General features: G+C 43.5%; 10 protein-coding genes. 4 read left to right on the top strand and 6 right to left on the bottom strand.

The genetic code is table 11. The annotated features are described in order from the left end of the window. Positions 1 to 6 precede the first annotated feature (6 nt). The 5 genes from WCM76_11265 to WCM76_11285 form a co-directional block, all read right to left on the bottom strand. The gene (locus WCM76_11265) at positions 7 to 1,116 is read right to left on the bottom strand and encodes an efflux RND transporter periplasmic adaptor subunit (GenBank protein ID MEI6766214.1); all 1,110 of its coding nucleotides are present in this window, start codon (positions 1,114 to 1,116) and stop codon (positions 7 to 9) included. Positions 1,117 to 1,180: 64 nt separating this feature from the next. After that, a complete protein-coding gene (locus WCM76_11270) occupies positions 1,181 to 2,593 on the bottom strand; it encodes a TolC family protein (protein ID MEI6766215.1) in 1,413 nt (470 codons plus the stop codon). A gap of 4 nt (positions 2,594 to 2,597) precedes the next feature. Then, complete coding sequence (locus WCM76_11275) at positions 2,598 to 3,218, bottom strand: TetR/AcrR family transcriptional regulator (protein ID MEI6766216.1); 621 nt, start codon at positions 3,216 to 3,218, stop codon at positions 2,598 to 2,600. Between the two features lie 220 nt (positions 3,219 to 3,438). Then, on the bottom strand, positions 3,439 to 4,311 hold the full coding sequence (locus WCM76_11280) for a pirin family protein (GenBank protein ID MEI6766217.1): 873 nt from the start codon (positions 4,309 to 4,311) through the stop codon (positions 3,439 to 3,441). 119 nt (positions 4,312 to 4,430) lie between these two features. Next, positions 4,431 to 4,718 (bottom strand): DUF3795 domain-containing protein, encoded by a 288-nt coding sequence (locus WCM76_11285; GenBank protein ID MEI6766218.1) that lies wholly within the window; start codon positions 4,716 to 4,718, stop codon positions 4,431 to 4,433. A 105-nt stretch (positions 4,719 to 4,823) separates the two neighbouring features. Between WCM76_11285 and hemW the strand changes: the two genes are divergently transcribed. The 3 genes from hemW to WCM76_11300 all read left to right on the top strand — a co-directional run bounded on the left by hemW (position 4,824) and on the right by WCM76_11300 (position 9,520). Continuing rightward, positions 4,824 to 5,951 carry a radical SAM family heme chaperone HemW gene (hemW, locus tag WCM76_11290; GenBank protein ID MEI6766219.1) on the top strand — a complete coding sequence of 376 codons (1,128 nt, stop codon included), beginning with the start codon at positions 4,824 to 4,826 and terminating at the stop codon, positions 5,949 to 5,951. Positions 5,952 to 6,255: 304 nt separating this feature from the next. After that, positions 6,256 to 7,848 carry a T9SS type A sorting domain-containing protein gene (locus WCM76_11295; GenBank protein MEI6766220.1) on the top strand — a complete coding sequence of 531 codons (1,593 nt, stop codon included), beginning with the start codon at positions 6,256 to 6,258 and terminating at the stop codon, positions 7,846 to 7,848. Positions 7,849 to 7,930: 82 nt separating this feature from the next. Beyond that, the gene (locus WCM76_11300) at positions 7,931 to 9,520 is read left to right on the top strand and encodes a T9SS type A sorting domain-containing protein (protein MEI6766221.1); all 1,590 of its coding nucleotides are present in this window, start codon (positions 7,931 to 7,933) and stop codon (positions 9,518 to 9,520) included. 78 nt (positions 9,521 to 9,598) lie between these two features. Here the strand turns inward: WCM76_11300 and WCM76_11305 are convergent, their stop codons facing one another. Then, positions 9,599 to 10,780, bottom strand: a complete 1,182-nt coding sequence (locus WCM76_11305) for an endonuclease/exonuclease/phosphatase family protein (GenBank protein MEI6766222.1) — start codon at positions 10,778 to 10,780, stop codon at positions 9,599 to 9,601. Positions 10,781 to 10,975: 195 nt separating this feature from the next. Between WCM76_11305 and WCM76_11310 the strand changes: the two genes are divergently transcribed. Continuing rightward, positions 10,976 to 16,585 (top strand): MG2 domain-containing protein, encoded by a 5,610-nt coding sequence (locus WCM76_11310; GenBank protein ID MEI6766223.1) that lies wholly within the window; start codon positions 10,976 to 10,978, stop codon positions 16,583 to 16,585. The last annotated feature ends 92 nt before the right edge of the window (positions 16,586 to 16,677 follow it).

Below are 16,677 nucleotides of genomic sequence, written 5' to 3' on the forward strand. Positions count from 1 at the left end.
AAAATGTTAATAGCTCAGTGCCTGACCTTCGTTCAGGTCCTGGTAGCCTGTGGTAATAATTTTATCTCCGACATTAAGACCTGTCAGTATTTCCGCCATTCCGTTATATATCTGACCAACGGTAACTGTTTGTTTATGGGCGGTTTTGATGCCTTTTTCTTCGCGAGAAACAAAAATATATTGCTCGTTCATTGATTTCTGGATAATATTCACAGGAACAACAATGGCCGACGGTGCTTTATAATCGTTGATGCGAAGTACTGCTATCATGTTTGCTCTGAACTGATACTGGCCGGGCGTAATGCGCGCTTCCACCTGAAAAGTGCGATTAGTCGGGTTGATATACTTTGATGTAAAGCTTAGTTTTGTTTTGATGTCGTAATTGAAATCGGGGAAGTGGATAATTACACTGTCGCCGGTTTTTACGCGGACCGAATAGGCTTCCGCTATATCTGCCATCACTTTAATGGTTGAGAAATTCACAACTCTGAATGTAGGAATTCCGGGACTTACGACCTGTCCTATCTTGATGGGTATTTCTTCAACAGTGCCGTCTATAGGAGAGGTGATGCGTGTCATTTCAATCTGCTCCTGCAATGTTTTCATTTTATTCTCAAGGCTTTCTTTATTGTTTTTTGCCGTGAGGTACTGCACTTCAGAACCAATTTTCTGATCCCATAAGTTTTTTTGTTTATTGTAGATGTCAGTTGCAAATACAAGCTGTGCCTCAAGTTCTGATTTTGTTTTTAAAAGTACGGATGCGTCGAGGGTAGCCAGCAGCTGACCTTTTCTTACAGTCTGGCCTTCTTCAACATTCACGCTTGCAACGAAACCGGGCGTTTTACAATTAACGGCAATATTCTGATCGCCGTCCACGCGTCCCTGAATTTCTATATAATGGCAGAAAGCCTGCTGGGTAACTTCAGTAACAAGAATATTTTTAGTTTTAGCGGTTAAGCCCCCTTCGGCAGTCAGTTCTGTTTCAAGTGTTGTTATCTGGGCAGCGATTTCATCGTGTTGCTTTTTTAATTTTTCAAGCTCGGCTTTTTTATCGACAGGTCTGTTGCAGGCAAAAACGAATACGAGCAAACTCATTAATAACAGTGATTTTTTCATATCTCAAATGCTTTATTTTGAAGTTTTCTTTTGTTCTGGTTGATTAATATTTTCTAAATATTGATTAATAATTGTTCAGCGCTTTATTAAGTTTGGAATAAGAGTTCAGCAGCTCAAGCAGGCAGTTGAAATAATTTCCCTGAGTGGTCAGATATTGTGTATATGCCTGATTCAGTTCCATACTTGACGACATGCCTTCCTTAAATTTATATGCATTTTTATCGTAGATTTTTTTCGAAAGCGCCATATTATTTATTTCGGAACGGTACTGGTCTGTGTAGGTTTTAAGTCCCGAGCGTGCGCTCTGTACTTCAAGCTGAAGTGCCTGTTCAACTTGCTTCAGCACTATATTGTGTTTTTCAATATTCAATTTATCGGCTTGTATTTTCATCAGCCTGTTTCCCGAGCTCCACAGAGGAACTGAAAGGTTCACACCAAAAATGGTGGTCTTATACCATTTGTTCGCATCGCCTCCCGAAAAGAAGTTGAATTCATTGCGCTGTGCGCTGCGAGAAGTTGTGAAAAAGCAGGTGAGCGTAGGATAATAGCGGCTCTGGTCCACTTTAAGCGTTTGTTTCAGCAATTGAGCGTTTGTTTTCATTATTTGAAAATCGATGTGGTTGTTCGCATCGAATTGTTTTTCGGAAAGATTGGCTCCAATGGCTCTTAATACGAGGTCTTCAAGTGGATCGGTAAGCGTTATTTGTTCGCTGAGGTCAATGCCCATCTGAAATTTAAGCAAGTCATTTGCAAGTTCTATCTGACGGTCAACCATGGCGCGTTTGTTTGTCAGATTTGATACAATAAGTGAAAGTTGTTCAACATCGGTTTCTTCCATGAAGCCGTTTTTCTGGAACTCTTTTGTTTGGTTATAGATGCGGTCCATATTGGCCAGTGTTGAATCGAGAACAGAACGGTTCGCTTGTGCCACTAATACAAGATAATATGCCTGAGCAACGGCTTCTCGCGTTTCAATTTCCGATTTTACTTCGGCATTTTTGCTGAGGTCAACAAGAATAGCAGCCGCTTTTAGTCCAACCACAAAAGTTCCGTCGAACAGCAACTGGCTTGCGGTCAGGTCACCGCTGAAATTGTGCTTTGAACCAAACTGTACTTCAAACTTATCATTCGATGCGCCTGTCAGCTGGTTGGGAGCAATCAGTCCGTGCTGCAACAGCACTCCTTCAACAGCAGGTGTAAGGAAGTTCGGCATCAGCTGCGTGGGAATGTCAATATACATATTGTATTTGGCAGAACCGTTAATCTGAGGTAATCCGAGTGTAATGAATTGCTTGCGGTTTTTTTCAGCAACTGCGATATCGAAATTGGCTGTGCGGGTTTTATACGCGTTTTCCAGGGCATAGTCTTGTGCCTGTTTCAAAGTAAAGGCCGTCGATTTCAGCTGCCCGAAAGAACTGTTTGTTGTGCAGAACAGCATAATAAACGCTGCTGTGGCGGTAATAAATAATCGTTTCATCGAATCAATGTTTTTTTTGTTGGGTTGCAATCTTTTTATCGAGGTACTCAATGCCTTTTTTACTGGCAATACCCCTGATATGATAATTGATAAGTTCATTAAAAATTTCCGTTGAAGAATAGTTCAGTGCATCTGTCAGACCGGGTTCCATACTCAGTTCAACGCGTGAAACATAAATTTTCGCAATAACCTCAGGTTTCAAATCACTACGATACAAACCTTCTTTAATTCCCTGACGCAGGTTGGTCATTACATTGTCGAAAACATGAATGCTTTTATATTTCATCAGCTTCTGCCATATTTCCGGATGATACTTTTGAAGGTCGAAGGTGATGGATGGGTTGATGTCTTTTAAAAAATGATTGATGATCCGGCTTATTTCAAGCAAGGCATCAATAGCATTTACTTTTCCGTTGTAAATGCACAGCAGTGCGGCGCCAAGCCGCTTTGCGTGGAAGTCCAGAAATTTTTCAACGAGGTCGTTTTTATCGACAACGCATTCGTACAGCGTTTTTTTAGAAACGCCCAGTTCGCGCGCAACATCATCCATTGTTACGCTTCGTATTCCGTAGCTCAGGTACAGTGCCGAAACTTTTTCAATGATATGCTGAACCTTTTCTTCCATGGCGACAAAAGTACACAAAAAATAAACTCAAAAAACTTTTAGCATAAAAAAAGTTTTTTGAGTTTATAGGCGTCATTTTTTTACGGTATGTCGATGCTCACTTACAATTGATTAGGTGGCTTCGACCTGCTAATGTGATTTTTGTCAGAAAAGTTCCGGGCGCCATAATGTGAATGCGGGTTTTCTTAAAATCTTTGATATTTCTTGTTTAACGTGAATTTTATTCATGCTTGATGAATGTACCCTTGCGGTATTCGCTTAAAGCGAGATCTATTTCTTCCTGTGTATTCATGACCATGGGTCCGTACCATGCAATAGGCTCATTGATGGGTTTTCCTGAAAGTAACAGTAAACGTGCTTCGATATTTCCGGTAATCATCCTGATGCCGTCGCCATCATCAAAAAGCACCAATGAATGGTTCGTAAATGGTTCTCTCGTTGACGGCTCGCTTTCGGTTTCATGGCTGAAGAATGCCATGCCATCATAAATATATGCGAAAGCATTGTGTCCTTTTACACACGGATGGATGTATTCTGAATTGGCTGCAAGCCTGATATCCAGGTATTCGGGTTCGGTAATTACATCAGTTACGGGTCCCTGTTTTTCGTTCACGCTTCCGCAAATAATACGAATATTCACACCTTCTGCTACAGAAATTTCGGGTATCTGGTTATTTTTAATATCGCGGTATCTCGGGTCCATCATTTTATGCGATGCGGGAAGGTTGGCCCAAAGCTGAAAGCCATACATACGGCCATCAGCGCCTGCCAGAGGCATTTCCTGATGTATAATTCCATTACCTGCGGTCATCCACTGCACATCACCCGATGAGATGATACCTTTATTCCCCAGGCTGTCGGCATGTTCAACTTGTCCTTGTAACATGTATGTTATTGTTTCAATGCCGCGGTGCGGGTGCCATGGAAAGCCCTGAATGTAGTCGTCGGGATGATCAGACCGAAAGTCATCGAGCAGCAGAAACGGGTCAAACAGACCGCGCTCATGATAACCAAATGCTCTGTTGAGCTTAACACCGGCTCCTTCCATAACCGGCTGTGCCTTTATTATTTTTTTTATTTTTCGCAGTTCCATGACTGATAAGGGTTACAGTGAAACGTATGTTGAGTCACGGGTTGAACGACCAAAGCATGACTTTCTTGATGTGCCGTTCGTATTGCGTGAAATTTCTGACAGCGATGCTGCCGGATTCATTAATTCTGTTTCAATCGGGCGGTGCGGTCAATTAGCGATTGCTGATGTTCTTCGTCTGTTGAATTCGGGTCTTTCATTTCTCTGAACATTTGGCAAGGCAGTTCTACGCAGTCGCCGCAATCCTTGTGATTGCGCGTGTTCACAGCACATCCAAACAGTGGACAGGTCTTTGTCGGCATCATTTCAAGTGCCCAAAATGTTTGACCTTTCACGGCATGGCAGCCGGCACATTTTTCAGGATAAAATTCACATTCATCGCAAATAAGACCACAGGCAGATAGTATCATAATAATATCTTTATTTACAGATACGAAGATAATACAATTGAGATAAACTACATATGCCTGATGTATTTTTCCGCTACCTTTGACAATTATTAACAGAACGACCGCGTGGCAGGTATTTACATACATATTCCATTCTGCAAAAAGAAATGTGCTTATTGTAACTTTTTTTCACTTGCTTCGGCAGGACTGATGAAGGGTTTTATTCAGGCCATGCTTGCCGAGGTGGTTCTTACTGCTGATTATCTTGGCGGAGAAACGGTCGATACAATTTATTTTGGTGGAGGCACGCCTTCTATCATTGAGCCTTCTGATGTTGCACAAATATTAGATAAAATACGGATTGCCCATGCAGTTGCTGATGATGCCGAAATTACCATTGAAGCCAATCCCGACGATGTAACTATTGATAAACTCAGGGCATGGAAAGCTTCCGGTATCAACAGGTTCAGTCTGGGCGTGCAGTCATTTAACGACGAAGATCTGCTCTGGCTTGGGCGCACACATAACGCGGCACAATCAATCAGTGCTGTTAATCTGATAAAGGCAAGTGGTTTTGATAATGTGAGTATTGACCTCATATACGGAATACCCGGTCAGGATGAAACGAGATGGATGAAAAATATTGAAACTGCCGTGACTATTGACGTTCCTCATATTTCTGCCTATTCACTTACTGTTGAAGACGGAACTATTCTGCACAACTTTATCGGAAAGGGTCGTGCCGAAATGCCTGATGATGCTCTTTCAGAACGTCATTTCACACGCATAACGGAAACATTAGAGAGCAATGGTTTTTTGCATTATGAAATATCTAATTTTTGCCGTGAAGGTATGTTTTCGCGACACAATTCTGCTTATTGGCAGGGCGTAAAATATCTGGGACTGGGCCCATCAGCGCATTCTTTCAATGGCAGTACGAGGCAGTGGAACGTGAGCTCGGTAAGTAAATATCTGAAAGCCATAGCTGCCGGTACGCCTGATTTTGAAATGGAAACACTGAGTCCGGAACAGAAATATAACGAGTATGTCATGGTTTCGCTCAGAACAATGTGGGGTTGCGACCTTAAGTATATTGAAAACAACTTTGGGAAAGCTCTTTTGCTGCATTTGATTTCCGAAGCGGAACCATTTATTCGTACGGAGGAGATTTTTTCTCAAAACGATATTCTTTATCTCTCCAATAAAGGCAAACTTTTTGCCGACCGGATTGCATCATCACTTTTTACCGGGTGATTTCCGGAATTCATTCCCCTTCGTTTAAATAATTGGTTTATAAATAGTTGTATATTCTGATGCACTTACCTCTATATCCTACGCAATTAGTAGGATTAAAACTAATTTATTTTAATGATATTAATTAGTTTTAATTGATGTATGCGCTAACAGGTGTTTCATGCGTATATTTTTAGCACTTGGCGTTTATTTTAGAAAGCGCGTCCGGGAGTTTTTATAGCGTCAATCAATATTAACACTACCCGGAGAACATTTAGGAACATGCATAAGTATCTTTGTTAATTATTAATTTAACAACCGAGTAATGAAATCGACCTTACATTTTGTGATTTTCTTTTGCCTTAGTTTTGTTCTCTCCTCTGCAGCAATAGATGTGTTTGCATGGGGTGGTGATGTTACACTTCCTGTTGTTTCTGGAAATAAATACAGCAATGCCCGGATATCCGTTGCTTACGATGGCACCATTTATTATGGTCGCATTTTTTCAACTGTAGCGGGTGGATCTTTTATTTCATGGGAAGTTCTGAAATCAACGGACAACGGGATAACATTTATTCCTTTTTCGAATGGGGCAGTGGGTGGTAGCTCAAAATGCACTGCGTTGGATATAATATGTGCCGGCGAAAATGCTACGGATTTTGCAGTTTATATTGCAAGGGCTTATCTTGATACGGTTACGACCACAGCCTCTTTGTACGCTGATAAATATAATGCAACCGGTGGGTATGCCAGTACCATGGTGAATGAAAGCTTTAGTTATTCCACATCAAGAGGTTGGTCGAGTCTGAGTTTTGCAACCGACAGCCGCGACCCGAATCCGTATTCAACGCCATATGCAATTAGTCTTGCAGCTACAATGGCCAGCACTTATGATTCGGTAATTGTCTGGACCGGCAATGACGGCGGTACTACAATCCATCGCCGCAGCCTGTTCGGCACACCCGGTTTCCTCAGAAATGTAAGTGCGTCTATCGGTTCAATTGCTATGGGTGTTACAGGTTATGGAAGACTGGGCGTAACCTGGGATGATTATGCAAATTCAGGCGATGACTGGGGCGTAATTGAAACCATGTTCCTGTATCCCGACGATGGAACGAACAGTCAATATCCGGGACCATATACGCTTGCTGCCGGTGTTGCTCAATTCCGCAGACCCTGTATTGTGATGTCTGAGAATACTGCCGGAGGCACAGGCCCGGGCACCAGCGATTTCAGGCTTATTGTCAGTGCAGAATGGAATGGTGATAACGGTGTCTGGGGAGCTGTATATGACAGTATCCTGCTCAAGATTCCGTCGTATAATTTCACAAGGTTATCTATCTGGACTCCTTCGGGCAACAGCACACAATGCCATGGTGTTTTCGACCCCCTGTACAACAACTTTCTTTTTACCTATTGCAATGACGTCAGCAATTCGATTTCTTATGTAATCAAGTTTATGAACTCACCTCAAATGGATTATCCTATATTTTTCAATTCCAACTTTCGTGATATTAATACTGCCAGCAGTACATTCATGGCACCAAGGGTTGATATGAGCGTGAGCCGCGGTATGGCTGCATTTGCATGGAACGATAACTATAATTCATTGTTCGACGCAGAATGGTCTGTGATAGTGGGCGTACGTGAAAACAGCGCAGACGCGCATGATTTGAACATATTCCCTAATCCTGCCTCAGAAATTACCAATATCAGCTGTACCGCCGATGCATCACAAAAGGTAAGCTTATTCGTGATGGATATTACCGGACGCGTTCTGCTTTCGCGTGAAGTTGAGCTGAATGCCGGAAGCAACAGCATTCAGCTTTCGGTTAATGCGCTGGCTGCAGGAAATTACTTTATTCAGCTTAAAGGAGCTACCATCAATTCAACGTTAAAACTGGTTGTGACAAAATAATATCAGAAAAATATTTTTCAGCTTGTATTTCCGGTGCAAGCGTTATTATTAATCACCGGAACCATTTAATTAATTTCTATTTATGAAAAAGCAATTACGATTTTTAATCATTCTGTGCCTCGGGCTGGTACTTTCAGGAGCCGCTCTGGACACTTACGCATGGGGTGGTGACATTACCTTACCCGTAACTGCAGGTTACAAGTACTCGAATGCACGTATATCGGTAGCATTTGACGGAACCATTTATTATGGCAGAACTTTTTCTCTTACACCTACCGGACCTACTACAAATTGGGAAGTGCTCAGGTCAAAGGATAATGGTGTGACCTTTACTCAGGTTAGTTCGGGCGGAATTGGTGGCAGCGGTATTGTTACAGCTTTCGATATCATTTGTGCAGGAACAAATGGTGCTGACTTCGGTCTGTTCATTGCTCGCTCATATTTAGATACGGTCAGTGCCGATGCTACATTGTATTGTGATAAAAACGATACAATTGGTTTGTACCTTGGTGGCATTGTAAGCGAAACGTTTAATTTTACAACAGTGCGGGGTTGGACAAGTCTCAGCCTTGCAACCGACTGCCGTGATAAGAACTCTGTATCCGCGCCTTATGAAATCAGTCTGGTGGCCGGTAAGGCAAATACGAACGACTCTATTATAATCTGGACGGGTGCTGACGGTGGTACAACAATGCACAGGGCAGGTATCTACGGTACCTCCGGTTATATAAGAAACGTGAGTGCCTCCATTGGTTCAACTCTGCCCGGAACATCAACCTATGGTAGACTGGCCATTGCCTGGGATGATTATTCCGGACCTTCAATGGTATGGGGTGCCGTAAAAGTGATGTTCATGTTTCCTGATGATGGAACAGCTCCTTTTTATACCGGTCCATACCTGATTGACTCAGGAAATGAACATTATCGCAGACCCTGTGTTGTTGCTTCTCAGAACTCTGCCGGCGGAAGCGGTCCGGGAACTTCAGATATGCGTATCATGGTTGCTATGGAGTATGATGCCAGCAATATTGTATGGGCAGCAGTTTTTGATAGTATTGTGCTGAAGTCACCCACGTATCTGTGGAGTAATATTTCTTCTGGTTCAGGCACCGGTGCAAGCTCGCAGTGCCATGGTGTATTTGATCCGGTATACGATAATTTTCTCTTTACTTATTACAACGATGATGCAAACACACTGCCTTATGTAATAAAATCGATGGGCTCTCCTGCAACGGAAGATGCGTTTTTCTTTCAGCCAAATTACCGTGACCTCTCCACATTGAATGCCGTTCCTATGTTTCCACGTGTTGACATGAGCGTAAGCAGGGGTATGGCTGCATTTGCATGGAACGACAGTCCTAACTCTATGTTTGATGCAGAATGGTCGACTGTTGCCGGAATAAGCACCAATACAGGTTTGAGCGAACTAAATATTTATCCGAATCCTGCTGCAGACATTGCAAACATCAGCTTTGATGCTAACGAAGCACAGTCAATGGTGATTACAGTAATGGACCTTACAGGCAGGGTATTTATAAATGAAGAAGTTCATGTGAATCAGGGCAACAATCTGCTGCCTGTTTCCGTGAACAAACTTGCTTCAGGAAATTATATCATTCAGCTCAAGGGTGCATCAATTAGTTCATCCCTGAAATTACTGGTGACGAAATAATGTAATCTGACCTCACAGAATTTATTTAATAGAAGAAGCTGCCTCATTAAGGGGCAGCTTCTTTTTTTTGACGGTTTTCTATTTCTTTTTTTTAACCGGCTTTTTCACATTCTTTGTCTGAATCCCGGCAAGCGAATCCTGTAAGATTTTCACATAGTCTTTTACTTCCGCAGGACTATAATCCAATGGATTTGAAAGCAGGCGGACGCGCATATAAACAGGTTCATGGTCGCTGCTGCCGAATGCTTGAGGCACAACATGTGCATCCTGTATTTTGATATTGGGTGATGTAATGAAAAAGTCAAGTGTGGTTACCGGCGTCAAACCCGGACGATAGGCTTCATACACTTCCCTGTTGGTGGGATTTTTTTTATCCACACCCCAATTCCAGCCGGGAGGAATAAAATCGGGAGGTATTTCGGTTGCGCCCTGTTTTTTATTGAAGCTGCTGTAATAATTCAGTTTGCCGAAGCCGGGCGGTGACTGGTTCCAGTCGCCTCCCATCACTACATAATTTCCTTTTCCAAATTCTTCCATGGCAAATCCGCGCACCATCCAAAGCTCGTATTGACGCATCAAATCTGCGTCTGCAAATGCCGAATTGTGAAGGTTTATTATCACGAGTTCTTTTCCATCCAATAAATTATACCGTTCAAGCATGAAACAGCGTTCGAGCATAAACAGTCGTGTCGGCCACGAATATTTCAAGGGGTAATCATAACGGGTGGCTTCAGTGGGCTGCCAGCGCGAAAGCGTCATAATGCCACCGTTCACCTGTCCCATGGGTTTAAATAGCGGAACCGGCACAAATCCCACATCATAATTCTTGCTGAAGGCTGCCGCGTGGCCCGATAGTGCCTGGGAAAACAACGACGCCTCATCCTGATAATAGGAGCGTCGTGAGTTACGGTCCACTTCCTGCAATAATAAGAAATCAACTGAATCATTGTTCGAAATAAAACTGAAAACGCCGTTTAGATACTTCTGAAATCCGGTTGCATCGGGGCGTACGCTTTTACCACCGTCATAAAAAAAATCCATTTCTTTGCCCAACCCGCAATAACCAATATTCCAGGTAATAAATGAAAACTCATTGATGGCGATACGTGATGAAATTGAATTATTGATCAATTCAGCCTTTTCAACGGCTGCCGGTTTGTACATGCTGCAGGTACTGTAAATCAGAAATGCTGCAAAAAGTACCAATAAGCTGCCGGTTACTATAAAAAATATTTTAAGTGCCTTCTTGAAAATTTTCATGGATGAATGGTTTGGAGTATTCTTGTTAACAAAAATATAAAAATATGCTCATGTCCGACCACTCTATGCGGGATTTATCATATTTTCCACATATAATACCCATAACCTTTGTAAAAATAATTATGCGAAAGTATTTATGACGATTATTTTTTTAATTTTACCTGATTCAAAAACAACAACCTAAACTACCTCAATATGGATAAAAAGCGCGTTCTCCTTTCTGCAGCAATTGGAGTATTTATTATTGTGTCTATTATTCTGATTGTGAAAATCAGATCGCATGCCGTTATAAAAGTGAATCCGGCATTCAAAGAATATGTGTCGGCATTTACGTCAGGCATTGTTTCAACAGAAGCTACCATAAAGGTACGCCTTGCCAATGATTTTGCCGATTCATCGATGTTTGAAAAACCGGTTAAAGAAGAGCTGTTCGATTTTTCTCCTTCTATTGCCGGTAAGGCATACTGGATTGACACGCGCACTGTGGAATTCAGACCGGATGAAAAACTTCCGGTTAAGCAGCTTTTTACAGCTAAGTTTTATTTATCCAAACTCATTAATGTACCGGATAGTCTGAAAACTCTGATGTTTCAATTTCAGACAGCACAGCAGGCATTTGAGGTGAGTGTGAAGAATCATAAAGCCTATGATAAAAAAAATCTGACATGGGAAAAAGTCAACGGTTCACTTGTTACCGCCGACGCTGCCGACCCAACAGATGTTGCCAAACTGCTTGCCGCAAGTCAGGATGGACGGACACTTAAAATTACCGTTACGGCACAAAGCGACCGTAAGAAATTTGATTTTGTGATTGACAGTGTGAAACGCGGCGAGAGCGCGAGCAGTGTAACACTTACGTGGAACGGTAAACCCATTGATGCCGAAACGAAAGGTTCACTCAAGGTGGAGATTCCGTCAATCAATGATTTCACGTTTACCGGTGTACAGGTAATGCAGAATCCCGAACAATATGTGTTGCTGCAGTTCTCGGATCCACTGCTGGAAGACCAGGACTTAAACGGTATTGTAAAACTGGGTACCATCGCCGACCTTAAGTTTATTATTGAAGATAATGAAATCAGGGTATATGCACCAACGGAGCAAACAGGAATACATGAGCTGATTATTGAACCTTCAGTTGCTAATGCAGCAGGTAAAAAGTTGAATAAACAGGTTAAAGACTCCGTTACGTTTGAAGATATTAAACCGGATATCCGTCTTGTAGGTAACGGCGTTATTTTGCCCAGCACCAACGGATTGATTTTCCCCTTCGAGGCGGTTAACCTGAAAGCTGTTGATGTAAAAATATTCAAGATTTATGAAAATAATGTTGCCCAGTACCTTCAGGTAAACGACCTGAACGGCGACCGCGAATTGAGCCGCGTGGGTAAGATTGTTCTGAAGAAAACCGTTCAACTGCAAACGGCTACCAATTCAGTGGTTAATTATGCAAAATGGAACCGCTTCTCCCTCGATTTGGCGGACCTTATAAAAGCAGAGCCGGGTGCTATCTACCGCGTAACACTGAGCCTGAAAAAAGATTATGCATATTATTCATGCGACGGAAGTGATGCAACAGAAGCCGGTCCTGACGAAAATATGATTCCGGCATGGAACGATACCGAAGAAAATGAACCTACCGACTGGTTCTATTACAATGACTATTACTACGATTATGATTATGAATATTATGATTACGACTGGTATGAACGCGATAATCCCTGCGATGAATCATACTACAGAAGTAAAACCGTGAGCCGCAATGTGCTTGCCACCGATATTGGGATGATAGCCAAAGTAGGAACGGGCGGCGACCTGAATATCTATGCGGTGAATCTGGTGAACGCACTTCCGATGAGCGGTGTTTCAATTGAAATTCTCGATTATCAGAATCAGCTTTTGTACAAAGGCTCAACCGATAATGCCGGTCAGGCCAACTTTGCACTTAAAAAAGTTCCGTATCTGGTTGTGGCGAAAAAAGGCGACCAGCGGTCATATTTGAAACTCACCGGTGGTTCGGCACTTTCACTGAGTATGTTTGATGTTTCGGGAGAGGCTGTTCGCAAAGGACTGAAAGGCTTTCTTTACGGCGAGCGCGGTGTGTGGCGTCCGGGTGATTCCATATACCTTACCTTTATTCTGGAAGATAAGCTTGATAAGCTGCCGCCCGATGTTCCCGTGATATTTGAACTGAGCAATCCTGCCGGACAAAAAGTGGTTCACATGGTGAAATCGGCTTCGGTAAACGGCTTCTATGATTTCCGTACCGCAACAGACGCTTCAGCGCCTACCGGTTACTGGACTGCCGAAGTTAAAGTGGGCGGTTCGAGCTTCACAAAAACAGTTAGGATAGAAACCATCAAACCCAACCGTTTGAAGATAAAACTTGATTTTGGCGGTGATAAAATTACAGCAGGCTCATTGCAAAAAGGAATACTGGAAGCCAAGTGGCTGCATGGCGCTATTGCACGCAACCTCAAAGCCGATGTTACCATGACGCTAAACCGTTCATCCACCGCATTTGATAAGTATAAAGGCTATGAATTTGACGATCCTTCAAAACGGTTTTTCTCTGAAACCTATACGGTATTCACAGGCAATCTTGATGCAAATGGAGTTGCTTCCGTTGATCCGAATATCAGCCTGAATACCACGGCACCGGGCGTTTTACGCGCAAGCTTTGAAACACGCGTATTTGAGCAGGGCGGCGAATTTTCTATCGACCGCATCTCGGTTCCCTATTATCCGTATGCAACCTATGTAGGGATAAAAGAACCCGAAGGACAACAATACACCGGCATACTGCTTACAGGTCAGAACCACGTATTCAATATTGTGAATCTCGATGTAAACGGTAAGCTTCAGCAATCTAAAAAACTGAAAGTTGATATCTTTAAAGTAAAATGGCGCTGGTGGTGGGATAACACCGGCGACGACCTTGCCGACTACATGCGCGGTACTTACAACGAACCGTATATGTCGAAAGAAATCATCACTAACGGAGGTAAAGCGAGTTTGCAGATGAATATTCCGGATGCCGACTGGGGACGTTACTTTATCCGGGTAACCGATCCTGAAAGTAATCATACTACCGGCGTAATTTGCTACTTTGACTGGGATAACTGGGCAAGCCGCAACAGCGACGACCGCGAAGCGGCATCCATGCTGGTGTTTTCATCCGACAAGGATAAATACAAAGTGGGCGATGAAGTAAAACTCACCATTCCATCGACCGGTGGTGCCCGCGCACTTATAACCATTGAGTCCGGAACCAAGGTGCTTCAGTCATTCTGGACCGATACCGATCCGGGGCAAACCATTTTCTCCTTTAAAGTAACAGAAGAAATGGCACCCAATGTGTATGCCAACGTTACACTGATACAGCCCCACGGACAAACAGCCAACGATCTGCCGTTGCGCCTGTATGGTGTAATACCTATTTTTATTGATGATCCGAACACGCATCTGAGACCTGTGATTACAATGGCAGATGTGTTGAAACCTGAAGAAAATGCCAGCATCAGCATCAGGGAAGAAACCGGAAAAGCGATGACTTACACTGTGGCCGTTGTTGACGAAGGCTTGCTCGACCTTACCAATTTCAAAACACCCGACCCGTGGGAATATTTTTATTCGCGTGAAGCGCTCGGCGTTAAAACATGGGATCTTTATGATCAGGTAATGGGCGCTTACGGCGGACAACTTGAGCGTATCCTGAGTTTAGGCGGGGGCGATGAAGGAAAGGCTGGCGCCGGGAAAAACCGGGCGAACCGTTTCAAACCCATGGTGAAGTATTTTGGTCCGTTTGCATTACCCAAAGGTTCATCACACACCTACACCTTTAAAATGCCACAGTATATCGGCAGTGTAAGGGTAATGGTAATTGCAGGTCAGGACAAAGCCTATGGTTGTGCCGAGAAAACGGTTGCCGTGCGCAAACCGCTGATGCTGCTGGCAACACTGCCGCGCGTGGTGGGTCCGGGCGAAACGGTTACCTTGCCGGTGAGTGTATTCGCAATGGAAAAGAAAATCAAAAATGTGAGCGTGAAGGTTACTACCAACGACATGTTCACTGTACTTGATAAAAGCATGAAGTCAATTACCTTTAATGAAATTGGCGATGAGTTAGTGAGCTTTAATTTGAAAGTTAAAGACAATACAGGCATCGGCAAAGTAAAGGTGATGGCGAATTGCGGCGGTGAATACGCGTATTACGAAATGGAAATCGACGTGCGTAACCCCAACCCCGAAGTCTCCGATTTTGTAGAAACGATGATCAAACCGGGCGATACCTGGAATCCCGATTATACACCGTTGGGAATTAAAGGAACGAACAAAGGAACGATTGAGATTTCTTCCATTCCGCCTATTGGTCTTGAGAAACGTTTGAAATATTTGCTCACGTATCCGTATGGATGCATCGAGCAAACCACATCATCGGCATTTCCGCAATTATATCTGAGCGATGTATTGGAGCTGGATGCGAAATTCAAAGCCAGAATAGAAACCAATATCAAAGCTGCGATTTCAAGAATTGCTTCTTTTCAGGCATCGTCAGGCGGATTCTCATACTGGCCGGGGTCAGGAACAGCCGATGGCTGGGGCTCTACCTATGCCGGACATTTCCTGCTCGAAGCCAAAGAAAAAGGCTATACCGTATCTCCAACCATGCTGAAGAACTGGGCAAAATACCAGAAGAAAATGGCATTGGCATGGAGCACAACCCTGCGCGATTATTATTATTTCTCTGACCTCGATCAGGCTTACAGGCTTTATACACTGGCTTTGGCAAAACAGCCTGAGCTTGGCGCGATGAACCTGCTGCGCGAGCAGAAAAATCTTTCCGTTCAGGCTAAATGGAGACTTGCAGCAGCATATCAGCTTGCCGGGCAGGCAGAAGTGGCCAAGCAGATTGCCAACAGCGCCACCATGATTATACAGCCGTACCGCGAAATGTATTATACATATGGCTCCGATGACCGCGACCGTGCTATGATTATTGAAGCACTCAGCCTGATGAATATGCGTATGAAAGCCGCTCCGCTGGTTAAATTACTGTCGGAACGTATGAGCCGCAACGAATGGATGAGTACGCAGACAACAGCCTACTGCCTGATTGCCATCTGTAAATTTGCTAATGGCAATGCTGCCGTCGGCGGTATGGACTTCAACTGTTCCATCAACGGCGGTTCGGGCGTTAACAAGAAGTCAACCAAGTCTGTTGCTACCATTGATATGAACCTTAAAGGCTCTGATGCCAAAGGCAAGGTGAAGATTAAGAATAATGGCAAGGGTTTGTTGTATGCTCGAATTGTATTATCGGGTGTGCCTGCAGCCGGTCAGGAAAAGGCTTCTGAGAGCAACCTGAAAATTGAAGTGATGTACACCGATCTACAGGGTAAAAAGATTGACCCTTCAAAACTTGAGCAGGGCACTGATCTTATTGCCGAGGTTACCATCACCAATCCGGGTCTGATGGGTTATTACAACAATATGGTGCTGAATGAAATCTTCCCCTCGGGTTGGGAAATTCACAATACTCGCATGGATAATTCCTCCGGACGTATCACCATGTCGCCCTACAGCTACCAGGATTTCCGCGACGACCGCGTATACACCTTCTTCGATATTGCCGCCAATACCAAACGTACGTATAAGGTATTGCTGAACGCCAGTTACCTAGGTACGTTCTATCTGCCGGCAGTAAGCAGTGAAGCGATGTATAACAACAGCATTGCGGCCCGCACAACAGGCAAATGGGTGGAGGTTGTACCTTATACCGATAAATCTACTGCGAAGAAATAGCAGCAGTATTTCTTCTTACAACCAGCATGCCCTGTCAGGTTCTTCACCGATCCTGACAGGGCATTTTTTGTTATAGTATTTTCATATCAGGC

The sequence above is a fragment of the Bacteroidota bacterium genome (genome assembly GCA_037133915.1).
In the GTDB taxonomy this organism is placed as follows: domain Bacteria; phylum Bacteroidota; class Bacteroidia; order Bacteroidales; family CAIWKO01; genus JBAXND01.